General features: G+C 46.4%; 13 protein-coding genes. 11 read left to right on the top strand and 2 right to left on the bottom strand.

Annotated elements, in window-relative coordinates; all coding sequences use genetic code 11:
* Nucleotides 1-20 precede the first annotated feature (20 nt).
* Genes agaV through AB4513_RS20365 form a run of 6 tightly spaced genes read left to right on the top strand, consistent with a single transcriptional unit; the run spans nucleotide 21 to nucleotide 4,705 of the window.
* Nucleotides 21-494 (top strand): PTS N-acetylgalactosamine transporter subunit IIB, encoded by a 474-nt coding sequence (gene agaV, locus AB4513_RS20390; RefSeq protein ID WP_009846035.1) that lies wholly within the window; start codon nucleotides 21-23, stop codon nucleotides 492-494.
* A 17-nt stretch (nucleotides 495-511) separates the two neighbouring features.
* Nucleotides 512-1,288 carry a PTS N-acetylgalactosamine transporter subunit IIC gene (gene agaW / locus AB4513_RS20385; RefSeq protein ID WP_009846036.1) on the top strand — a complete coding sequence of 259 codons (777 nt, stop codon included), beginning with the start codon at nucleotides 512-514 and terminating at the stop codon, nucleotides 1,286-1,288.
* Nucleotides 1,278-2,162: a PTS N-acetylgalactosamine transporter subunit IID gene (gene agaE / locus AB4513_RS20380; protein ID WP_009846037.1), complete on the top strand. Its 885-nt coding sequence runs from the start codon at nucleotides 1,278-1,280 to the stop codon at nucleotides 2,160-2,162. Before agaW ends, agaE begins: the two co-directional genes overlap by 11 nt.
* A 59-nt stretch (nucleotides 2,163-2,221) precedes the next feature.
* Nucleotides 2,222-2,662 carry a PTS galactosamine/N-acetylgalactosamine transporter subunit IIA gene (agaF, locus tag AB4513_RS20375; RefSeq protein ID WP_009846038.1) on the top strand — a complete coding sequence of 147 codons (441 nt, stop codon included), beginning with the start codon at nucleotides 2,222-2,224 and terminating at the stop codon, nucleotides 2,660-2,662.
* Nucleotides 2,652-3,860, top strand: coding sequence for an N-acetylglucosamine-6-phosphate deacetylase (gene nagA / locus AB4513_RS20370; protein ID WP_009846039.1), 1,209 nt, complete (start codon nucleotides 2,652-2,654; stop codon nucleotides 3,858-3,860). The genes agaF and nagA overlap by 11 nt, the downstream gene beginning before the upstream one ends.
* Complete coding sequence (locus AB4513_RS20365) at nucleotides 3,851-4,705, top strand: tagatose bisphosphate family class II aldolase (protein WP_009846040.1); 855 nt, start codon at nucleotides 3,851-3,853, stop codon at nucleotides 4,703-4,705. The genes nagA and AB4513_RS20365 overlap by 10 nt, the downstream gene beginning before the upstream one ends.
* Nucleotides 4,706-4,844: 139 nt before the next feature.
* On the opposite strand, the gene AB4513_RS20360 is transcribed toward AB4513_RS20365, so the two are convergent.
* Entirely contained in the window at nucleotides 4,845-6,866 is a 2,022-nt protein-coding gene (locus AB4513_RS20360; protein ID WP_102257697.1) for an acetoacetate--CoA ligase, read from the bottom strand.
* 199 nt (nucleotides 6,867-7,065) lie between these two features.
* On the opposite strand from AB4513_RS20360, the gene phhA reads away from it, so the two are divergent.
* The 4 genes from phhA (at nucleotide 7,066) to AB4513_RS20340 (ending at nucleotide 9,463) form a co-directional block, all read left to right on the top strand.
* Nucleotides 7,066-7,860, top strand: coding sequence for a phenylalanine 4-monooxygenase (gene phhA, locus AB4513_RS20355; protein WP_009846042.1), 795 nt, complete (start codon nucleotides 7,066-7,068; stop codon nucleotides 7,858-7,860).
* Nucleotides 7,850-8,188: a 4a-hydroxytetrahydrobiopterin dehydratase gene (locus AB4513_RS20350; RefSeq protein ID WP_102257696.1), complete on the top strand. Its 339-nt coding sequence runs from the start codon at nucleotides 7,850-7,852 to the stop codon at nucleotides 8,186-8,188. The genes phhA and AB4513_RS20350 overlap by 11 nt, the downstream gene beginning before the upstream one ends.
* 252 nt (nucleotides 8,189-8,440) lie before the next feature.
* Nucleotides 8,441-8,650 carry a DUF3283 family protein gene (locus AB4513_RS20345; protein ID WP_009846044.1) on the top strand — a complete coding sequence of 70 codons (210 nt, stop codon included), beginning with the start codon at nucleotides 8,441-8,443 and terminating at the stop codon, nucleotides 8,648-8,650.
* Between the two features lie 96 nt (nucleotides 8,651-8,746).
* Nucleotides 8,747-9,463 (top strand): YebC/PmpR family DNA-binding transcriptional regulator, encoded by a 717-nt coding sequence (locus tag AB4513_RS20340; RefSeq protein ID WP_009846045.1) that lies wholly within the window; start codon nucleotides 8,747-8,749, stop codon nucleotides 9,461-9,463.
* A gap of 179 nt (nucleotides 9,464-9,642) precedes the next feature.
* Here the strand turns inward: AB4513_RS20340 and AB4513_RS20335 are convergent, their stop codons facing one another.
* On the bottom strand, nucleotides 9,643-9,894 hold the full coding sequence (locus tag AB4513_RS20335) for a DUF2798 domain-containing protein (RefSeq protein ID WP_009846046.1): 252 nt from the start codon (nucleotides 9,892-9,894) through the stop codon (nucleotides 9,643-9,645).
* 84 nt (nucleotides 9,895-9,978) lie between these two features.
* On the opposite strand from AB4513_RS20335, the gene AB4513_RS20330 reads away from it, so the two are divergent.
* Entirely contained in the window at nucleotides 9,979-10,881 is a 903-nt protein-coding gene (locus AB4513_RS20330; RefSeq protein ID WP_009846047.1) for a LysR family transcriptional regulator, read from the top strand.
* Nucleotides 10,882-10,883: the final 2 nt, after the last annotated feature.

The raw sequence follows: 10,883 nt of genomic DNA, 5'->3' as shown, positions 1-10,883 counted from the left end.
TTCTATAAGGAAATTAGACCATGCCAAATATCGTTTTAAGTCGTATTGATGAACGCCTTGTTCACGGGCAAGTAGGTGTGCAGTGGGTGGGTTTTGCAGATGCCAATATTATAGTTGTCGTTAACGATGAAGTAGCAGAAGACACTATTCAACAAAACCTAATGGAAATGGTCATCGCTGATGGTATCGCAATCCGTTTCTGGACAGTAAAAAAGGCTATCGAAACCATCCATAAAGCGGCTGTTCGTCAGCGCATTCTATTGGTTTGTCGTACTCCAAAAGATTTCCGTCAATTGGTCGAAGGCGGCTTACCAATTAGCAGTATCAACGTAGGTAACATGCACTACGCCGAAGGTAAAAAACAAATTGCTAAAACAGTTTCAGTTGATGCTGAAGATGTGGCGGAATTTGCACGACTAAAAGCACTTGGGGTGACATGCACAATTCAAGGTGTACCAACTGAAAGTGCAACTGACATTTTTACTCTTATCTAATAATAAGGACACCAATCATGGAAATAGGACTCTTACAGGCGGTGATGCTCGGCATCCTAGCCTTCTTTGCGGGCCTTGATATGTTCAACGGTCTGACTCACTTCCACCGTCCAGTAGTACTTGGTCCGCTTGTTGGTCTAATTTTAGGCGACTTGCAAACCGGTATTTTAGTCGGTGGTACGCTAGAACTGATCTGGATGGGTCTAGCTCCGCTTGCTGGCGCTCAGCCACCAAACGTTATCATCGGTACTATCGTTGGTACGGCTTTCGCAATTACCACTAAAGTTGAGCCTAATGTCGCGGTTGGTGTCGCTGTTCCTTTTGCGGTTGCAGTTCAAATGGGTATCACCCTACTGTTCTCTGCAATGTCAGCTGTTATGTCTAAGTGTGATGAGTTTGCACAAAACGCAGATACCGACGGTATTGAACGCGTGAACTATATGGCGCTTTCCGTACTAGGTTCATTCTACTTTTTATGTGCTTTCTTACCTACCTACCTTGGTGCAGAGCACGCTGGAAAAATCGTTGAAGTCCTACCAAAAGACCTTATCGACGGCCTAGGTGTTGCCGGCGGCATCATGCCAGCTATTGGTTTCGCAGTACTGATGAAGATCATGATGAAGAATGCTTACATCCCTTACTTCATCTTAGGTTTCGTTGCGGCAGCTTGGGTACAACTCCCAATTCTTGCGATTGCGGCCGCCGCGACAGCGATGGCAATCATCGACTTTATTCGTAAAACAGAACCAACTCCTGTAACTGCACCCGCTGAGGACTTTGAAGATGGAATCTAATGTAAGCAACGAACTAGACCTTCGTAAACAAAACGCTGATGTGCAGCCAGCTCCTGGTGTTAGCGCAGATGAATATGAAAACAAAGAAATTGGCGCTGAGCTAACCAAAGCGGACATCAACAGCATGGCATGGCGCTCATTGTTGCTCCAAGCCTCTTTTAACTACGAGCGTATGCAGGCTTCTGGCTGGTTATATGGTCTGCTACCAGCGCTGAAGAAGATACACACAAATAAAGCTGACCTTTCTAAAGCGATGCAAGGTCACATGGGGTTCTTTAATACACACCCATTTTTGGTGACATTTGTAATGGGTATCATTCTGGCAATGGAGCGCTCAAAGCAGAACATCAACAGTATCCAAAGCACCAAGATTGCAGTCGGTGCGCCAATGGGTGGTATCGGTGATGCGATGTTCTGGTTAACACTATTACCTATCTGTGGTGGCATCGGTGCTGACCTTGCACTCCAGGGCTCAATTATGGGGGCAGTGTTCTTTTTCGTTTTGTTTAACGTGGTGCACTTCGGTCTTCGTTTTGGTCTGGCACATTACGCCTACCGCATGGGAGTAGCGGCCATTCCAGTGATTAAAGCTAATACCAAGAAGGTGGGACACGCCGCATCTATGGTCGGAATGACGGTCATCGGCGCATTGGTTGCAACTTATGTCCGCCTGTCAACAACAGCTGAAATTACCGCGGGCGACGCAGTAGTAAAACTACAAGATGATGTTATCGACAAACTGATGCCAGCGTTCTTACCACTTGTTTATACCCTGACAATGTACGCCTTGGTTAAGCGAGGTTGGAGTCCGCTCAAACTGATTGGCCTGACTGTCGCTCTGGGTGTAGTAGGTCGCTTTATGGGCTTCTTATAAAACTTACCTCCACATGATTAACAGGGGCTGAGTAATCGGCCCTAATAAGGGAAATAGAAATGATTGCAGTAATTTTATCTGGTCACGGTGGGTTCGCGTCTGGTCTAGCAAAAGCAGTATTCCAAGTCATTGGCGAACAGCCTCAGTTTAGGTTTATCGACTTCCCGGAAGAGGCAACTACATCACAGCTTGAAAAGGCAATGCGAGAGGCGATAAAAGAAATTGATTCTGGAGAAGGCATTGTTTTTCTGACTGATTTGCTGGGAGGCACACCATTTCGTACCGCATCTCTTCTGAGTCAGAAAAGAGACGACATTGAAGTGGTCACAGGGACAAACATGCAGATGGCTGCGGAAATGTTACTTGAACGCGATGAGCTTAGTCTGATCGAGTTTCGCAAGCAAGCTGTCGAATGTGGGTATAGAGGAATTACTTCATTGGCTGCGGAAATGGAACAAAGAGCACCAATTACAGATACGGTAGAAGAAGATGGGATCTGAACGACACACGAATGTGCGCAATAGCTATCGAGTTCAGCGGATATTACACGGTGAGACTTGGCTTACCAATGCCTTAATCACTATTAATGGCGAGGGGATTATTGACGCTATCGAGCCATTTGAACCTCAGAAGCATATAGATTTTATTGATTTAGGTGATGTTAGTTTACTTCCCGGCATGATTGATAGTCACGTACATGGCTCAAAGGGCTGCGATGTTATGGATGCTAGCCATGACAGTTTGAACACAATGTCACGTTACTTTGCCAGCCTTGGCGTCACAGCGTTCGTTGCTACGACAGTAACTGCGCCAGTGGCAAAAATTCGGGCTGCACTTCAACAAGTGGCTAAAAGCAAGCGACGGGGTGTTGTCGGTGCTGAAATCCTCGGTGCGTATTTAGAAGGGCCTTACTTCACGGAGAAAAACCGCGGAGCACATCCAACCACATGGTTTAGAGATCTATCTGTCGAAGAGCTCGATAAGTGGATGTCTTACAGTGATAACCAATTAATTACAGTCGCGCTTGCTCCCGAAAAGCCAGGGGCGTTGGAAGCTATCCGGTATTTACGAAAACACAATGTAAAAGTGATGCTTGGTCACACCGATGCCAGTTATGAGCAGGTTCAGCAGGCTCTAGAGGCTGGTGCGAATGGCATTGTCCATTGCTACAACGGTATGCGTGGATTGCATCACCGTGACCCCGGAGTGGTTGGAGCTGGCCTTACCCACCCCAACAGCTATGTAGAGATGATCGCTGATGGGCACCATGTGCATTCGGCAGCTATAGATATAGCACATCGCTGCTGTGGTAGACGTATGACGCTCATTACAGACTCGATGAGTGCTACTGGGATGCCTGATGGAGATTACACTCTTGGAGAGTACACGGTGCGCATGAAATATGGAGTAGTAACCACCGATAGCGGCAGCTTAGCTGGTAGCACTTTGACCTTACCGCTAGCGGTACAAAACATTCAGAAGTGGCTAAACCTGCCACTTGAACAAGCATGGTTGATGGCCTCTTTAACACCGGCTAAATCGCTAGGCTTACAACATTTATTAGGCAGTTTAGAAGTGGGTAAACGCGCTTCTATGGTGGCAGTTAAATCAGATTTCTCAATTACTAAAACTTGGGTGAACGGACATCTTGTATTCGAAACTGAATCCGTACCAAGTCAGGAGGCTTTATGTATCTAATCTCTTCTCGTGAAATGTTAAAACGTGCTCAACAAGGTGGTTATGCAGTTCCTGCATTCAACATTCACAACTTAGAAACTGTGCAGGTTATTGTTGAGACAGCATCAGAAATGGGCTCTCCAGTTATTCTTGCTGGCACACCAGGCACCTACGACTATGCAGGCACCGATTATCTAATCAGTATCTGCAAAGAAGCTGCGCATAAACACTCAATTCCGCTCGTTTTACACCTTGATCACCATGAAGATCTGCAGGATATCCGCACTAAGGTGGGCCATGGTATTCGCTCTGTTATGATCGATGGCTCTCATCATGCCTTCGACCAAAATATAGACATCGTGCGTTCTGTGGTTCAATACTGCAACCGCTTTGATGCAAGCGTTGAAGCTGAATTAGGGCGTTTGGGTGGCCAAGAAGATGATTTAATCGTTGATACTGCCGATGCGTTAATGACTGACCCTGCATCAGCTGCTGAGTTTGTTCGTCGTACCGGTATTGATTCGTTAGCTGTGGCAATTGGCACTGCTCATGGTCTGTACAAAGCAGAACCGAAACTCGACTTTTCTCGTCTGGACAAGATCCGATCTGTGGTTGATATTCCGCTCGTTCTGCATGGTGCGTCAGGTGTACCAGATGAAATGGTTCGTCGTTGCATTGACCTCGGAGTTTCTAAAGTCAACGTGGCGACTGAGCTGAAAATTGCATTCTCTGACGCGGTAAAACAGCACTTTGCTGATCATCCCGATGCCAACGACCCACGTAAATACATTACTCCAGGCAAAGCAGCGATGAAGCAAGTCGTGATGGACAAAATTCATATGTGTGGCAGTGAAGGACGCATCTAGTCGATTTTAGAAACCTTCTGCTATATCTCCTGAAGGCTGAAGATTAACACCCCTCCCCCCTATCGTCGGTGTTACTTAAGGGAACCTCTAGTCAAGGCTCCCTTTTTATTTCTAGGTCACGCTCTTTTATGTCTCAACACTAGAGCGAAACAACACGCTTTATCTCTTTCAAAACCTCGGCGTTAGCGATAGCCCCGAGGTTTTCTACACTCTTACCATTGATGACCTGTTTCACTGCCAGCTCCACCAGTTTGCCAGAGCGTGTTTTTGGCACGTCGCTGATCGCAAATATCTGGCTTGGCACGTGTCTTGGTGAACAGGATGATTTGAGTTTGCTTTTGATGGCTGTCAGTAACTCATCATCTAGATCCACACCTTGCTGCAGTTGGACAAACAGCCATATCTGCTCGTTGCGGTCGATGTCTTTTCCGACTGCTATCGAATCCACAATGCCTTCAATAGTGTTCACTTGCTGGTAGATCTCGGCAGTACCAATTCGCACACCACCAGGGTTGAGTGTGGTGTCGCCTCGCCCGTAGAACAGATAGCCACCATGAACGCTCTGTGCGACTTCATCGCCGTGATGCCACACATTATCGAACCTATCCCAATAGGTGCTGTGATAGCGCTCTCCGGTGTCATTCCAGAAGCCAACAGGGAAGTTGGGTAGGGAGTTGGTACACACCAGTTCGCCACGTTCATGATTAACCTTGTGACCAGACGAATTGAACACCTTGATGTCGACGCCGAGCCCTGCCTGTTGGCACTCACCACGATACACCGGCGAGATAGGGTTGCCTAAAACAAAGCAGCCACAAATATCCGTGCCGCCAGAAATAGACGCCAAATGTAGGTCTTGCTTGATGTGTTTGTAGACGTAATCGAATTGCTCAGGGTAGAGCACTGAACCCGTCGAGCACAGTGTTCTTAAGTGGGGAAGAGAGTGGCTGTCGATCGGTGAGAGTTCCACTTTCTCAATCGCCTCTAGGTACTTGGCTGAGGTGCCAAATGTCGATACATCAGCTCGCTGCGCTAAATCCCACAGAACGCTAGGTTGCGGATAAACCGGGCTACCATCAAAGATCACCAAACAAGCACCGCTGGCGAGCGCAGAGACGTGCCAGTTCCACATCATCCAACCACAAGTGGTGTAGTAGAACACGCGATCTCTCGGTTTAATATCGCAATGAAGCTGATGCTCTTTTAGGTGGTTGATGGTAGTGCCACCAACAGAGTGAACAATACACTTGGGCTTTCCGGTGGTACCGGAAGAGTAGAGCACAAACAGCGGATCATTGAAGCCGACACGAGTAAATCGAAGAGGTTGTGGCTGATAGTGATGAATGATGCTGTGCCAGCTTTGAGGTGACACATCATGTTTAACGTTGTTCTTCTCTAAATCACGAGTCGGTTTCAAATAACCGATCTCACACACCTGTTTTAGCGCGTTTAAGTGCTCGATGATTTCACGGTTCTTGTCTGCCATATCAAATGTTTTACCATTGAAGGTGTAGCCATCACAGGTTAACAGTACCTTAGGTTTCACTTGGCCAAATCGCTCAATCACACTCTCGACGCCAAAATCAGGCGAGGTCGATGTCCAAATCGCCCCTAAGCTGGTGGTTGCCAACATCGCTATAACGGTTTGTGGCAGGTAGGGCGTATATGCAGCAACTATATCACCTTGCCCCACGCCGCTATCGACAAGCCATTGTTGAACGCTAGATACTTCCTCACGCAAGGTTTTCCATGTGTAACTCTGCTGTTCGCCACGCTCATTCTCAAACCAAATCGCAATCTCGTTTGGCAACGTTTTTGCTGAATGCAGCAAGTTTTCGGCGTAGTTAACTTGAGCATTCGGAAACCACACCGCATCGCGATTCGATTTCGGCTGCTGCCAGCGACTTTCACCTAGAGTTTTGATGTGCTCGCTTTCTGCCTTGTTAATACAGTCTTGCGAACCCACCATTCCACAAAACTGCCACACGTTCTGCCAAAACGACTCCGGTTGCTCCACAGACCATTGATGAATCTCCGTGTAGTTTTTCAATTTCCGCTCGAATATGTCTTGTTGATCGAGGTTATCCATAAATCGGGTTACGTTGGCGTGTGCGATACGCTGGTCACTGGGTTGCCAAATTGGCTTATTGCTCTCGTGCATTCCTTTACCTTTAACAAAATGTTAACGATTTCAGTCTGGTATTTAGGTTTTACAAAGTCAAAAGATCAGCAAAATAAGGGGTAGCTGGAATTGTGTAAATAAAATGTTACACGATCGCCCGTTTCGAAAAATCGTGCAAATTGGCGGATATAAGGAGTGGAGATAGGCTTAAAGTGAGACATTCGAAAGGAGGTGTGTAATGACTCAATATCATTCTAAGCCCGTGAGCCAAGAGGGATGGGTTGAGTGGAGCCTCGAAGAAGACGCCATTTGGCACGACTTAGTGAAAAGGCAACTGGACGCCATTAATGACCGCGCATGCGATGCTTATTTGCACGGTTTGACCCTGCTGGATCTGCCATTAGACAGAGTCCCTCAGCTTCCAGAGATAAACAAGGTGCTAATGGAAACAACAGGTTGGCAGGTTCAGCCTGTGCCCGCATTGATCGATTTCGACCGATTCTTTGATTTGCTCGCTAATAAAAAATTCCCAGTTGCGACATTTCTGAGAACGCGAGATGAGTTCGATTACTTACAAGAACCTGATTTCTTTCATGAAATTTTCGGCCACTGTGCCATGCTCACCAATGCCGATTTCGCGGCTTTCACTGAGCATTATGGAAAACTAGGCCAAGCCGCCACATCTAAACAGCGCGCCTATCTTGCCCGTTTGTATTGGTTTACGGTTGAGTTCGGTTTAGTAAAAGAGGGACAAAAACTGAAAATTTATGGCGGTGGTATTCTCTCGTCTCCGGCGGAAACCATGTATGCATTGGGTGGTGATTTGGCGGTTCGTGAGCGGTTCGATCTGCAAACGGTGTTAAGAACGCCTTATCGTATCGACATCATGCAGCCGAAATATTACGTGATCGACGAACTGTCTGAGCTCTTCCAAATCAGTCAGGAAAACCTATTACAGCAAGCTGATCTCGCCATCGACGCGGGGCTACTACCACCACTTTTTGAACCCAAGGAACCAACACATGTTGAATGAACAACAATGCGAAGCCTGCAGTATTGACGCGATTGCCCTAAGTAAAGACGAGCAACAGTCTTTATTGTTGGAGTTGTCTGACTGGCAAATCATCGAGAGAGACAGCATCCCACAGCTTGAGAAGGTGTTTAAGTTTAAGAACTACAAACAAGCGTGGGCATTCAGCAACAAAGTGTCAGAATTGGCGGAAGAAGAGTTTCACCACCCTTCGATCTTACTGGAGTGGGGCAAAGTCACCGTCACTTGGTGGAGCCACTCAATCAAAGGTCTGCACAAAAATGACTTCATCTGCGCCTCACGTTGCGATGTGTTCGCCGTGAGTGAATAGACTTTTGGGGTTCGAGGAGGCGTCTTTCTTGGTTCTGTGATGCGATTATCTAATTATTCGGCTCATTAGGTGAGTCGAATAAGCGATACTTTCTCATCAAGGGTATAACTTCTCTCAAACTAGCTTGACCTGCATCAGCGACTTGCTTGGTTTCTTGTCTCATAAACCCTTTCTGTTACTCATAGTATTGGTTTTATGAGGCTGCTCTATGATATATTTCTCGGCCAAGCGTATTACAGACGAAGGCTAATAATGTCTATCAACCTTTCACTCCTTTCACCCAGTGAGAAAAATAAAATCGAACTGGATAAGCAAGCATCGTTTCTTGTATGGAAATTGAAGCAAGCGAAATGTGGCCCTGAAGCCATTGTTGAAGAAGCAATGAAGCTAGGTGATCCAGAAGAAAAGGCTTGGTTTGAGCAGTCTGTAGAAAAATACAAACGGGTAATGGGTGTCGCATAAACGCAGATAAACCTTACCCAGCAAAGCTGTTGAATTGAAATGACGCAGTAATTTGCTAGAATTTGCACCGTTAATTGAATCAGAGAGAAGATCCCGATGGGAAGAAGTTTTGAAGTGCGCAAGGCCTCAATGGCGAAAACTGCAGGCGCAAAAATTAAAGTTTATTCTAAATACGGTAAAGAGATTTACGTACTGGCTAAGAACGGTAGCTCTGACCCAGACATGAACCTACCTCTTAAGCACCTGATTGCTAAAGCGAAGAAAGACCAAGTACCCGCTCACGTTATCGACAAAGCGATCGATAAAGCGAACGGCGGCGGCGGTGAAGACTTCCAACCAGCTCGTTACGAAGGTTTTGGCCCAGGTGGCACAAGCGTAATCGTTGACTGTCTAACTGACAACGGTAACCGTACTTTCCAAGACGTTCGCCAATGTTTCGTTAAAACTGGCGCGAAAATCGGTGTTGAAGGTACTGTTTCTCACATGTTCGCTCACCAAGCTGTATTCCAGTTTGCAGGCGAAGATGACGAGATCATCCTAGAAACGCTAATGATGGAAGACGTAGACGTGACTGACGTTGAGCTAGAAGACGGTGTTATCACTGTATTCGCTCCAACGACTGAGTTCTTCAAAACGAAGACAGCACTAAACGCTGCGTTCCCAGACCTAACGCTAGACGTTGAGGAAATCACTTTCGTTCCTCAAACAACTACGCCAGTAGCTGAAGAAGATTCTGAAAAATTCCAGAAGTTCTTAGACATGCTTGACGACTGTGATGACGTTCAGCAGGTTTACCACAACGCTGAGCTGTAATATCAATCTATAATTGATAGCTTTGCTCTTGTGAGTAGAATGTAGAATACAAAAAACCGAGCCTAGTGCTCGGTTTTTTTATGGGCGTAATTCAGACGTTTATCCGTGAGCATGACTCTTTGATCGCAGCCCCTTGATGGCAGCTTCTAGATCATAGCTCCTAGAGCATAAGCCCTTGATCATCGTTCCGTGACCTCAGGTATGTAAAGCGCTCTCGGGCGACAAATCCATGCTGAGAGTTTTCTGATCAAAGGAAGCACGGTGAGGTTGAGCGTGATAGCACACGGCCAAGCAATGAAAAAGCTTTGCAGCCAGATTGGCGGCCACTCGGGGCTGAATCCCATTTTGTAGCCAGAAATTAACCCAGACATGATAGTCGCCATGGTCAGGGAGGATAAAATCGCGGTTACCCAAAATTGTTTGTTGTTCATACTGTGTTCTCCCGTGATTTTCTGTTGTTGATGAGATAAGGTTACATCTATCCATTAATGAGAAAAATAGGCACATATAGAAGTATGAATTCCATATTTGGAAACATTGATGATCTGTTCTTATTCTGTGCAGTGGTTGAAGAGGGCTCTTTGCTATCGGCTTCTAAACGGCTGCAACTCCCAGTGTCGACTATGTCGCGTAGGCTAACCGCATTGGAAGATCGCCTGAATATCCGACTTTTAGAAAAGAAAGGTCGTGAGCTGGTGGCCACCAAAGACGGCGAGGCGGCCTTTTCTGCACTGAGCAGCGGCATGGAGTCGATTCATCAGGGCTTTAATAGCTTGCTAGAAGAGCGTGACGCTATTCAAGGCAAGATAAAGCTCGCCGTACCTCACAACTTCTATAGTGGCTTTTTAAGGTCGATGGTAGAGCAATTCCTCACTCAATATCCGAACGTTCAGCTCGATCTTACCTTGAGCCAGCAACAGTTTATCCCGCAGACCGACCGTGACTTACTGATCACGTTTAAGATCTCAGAGATGGAAGGCATGATTGCTCGTCCACTTTTCAAAGCCAAACACGGATTTTTCGCGAGCCAAGAATACTTAGATTCGCGTGAGACGATTGAAAATCCGGACGACCTAGAGCTTCAAGACTGGATCAACGTTGATGATGTGTTTGATATGCCGCTCTACAAATCCGACCGCTTAGAGCAGATGATCACGATTAAACCCAAGTTTATTGTCAACGATATTCATGCGGTAGCGGCCGCGGCGCAAAAAGGCTTGGGGCTTGCTTCATTGCCTTTTCGTCATGTATCCCCCGAGATGAATTTGATTCAAGTGCTCCCTGAGTATCATCGGGGTGATCGCCAAGCGTATTTAGTGTACAAAGAAAGAAAATATCAGCCAAAGGCTTTGACCCTGCTTATTGATGCGTTGATTGAGAGTGTTCGATCTTTTCATAGCGATGACTTGGTCAAATAAAA

The sequence above is a fragment of the Vibrio sp. 10N.222.54.E6 genome (genome assembly GCF_041473955.1).
Classification (GTDB): domain Bacteria; phylum Pseudomonadota; class Gammaproteobacteria; order Enterobacterales; family Vibrionaceae; genus Vibrio; species Vibrio tasmaniensis_A.
Note: the sequence above shows the minus strand (reverse complement) of the source record. Positions and strands in the feature narration are given on the sequence as shown.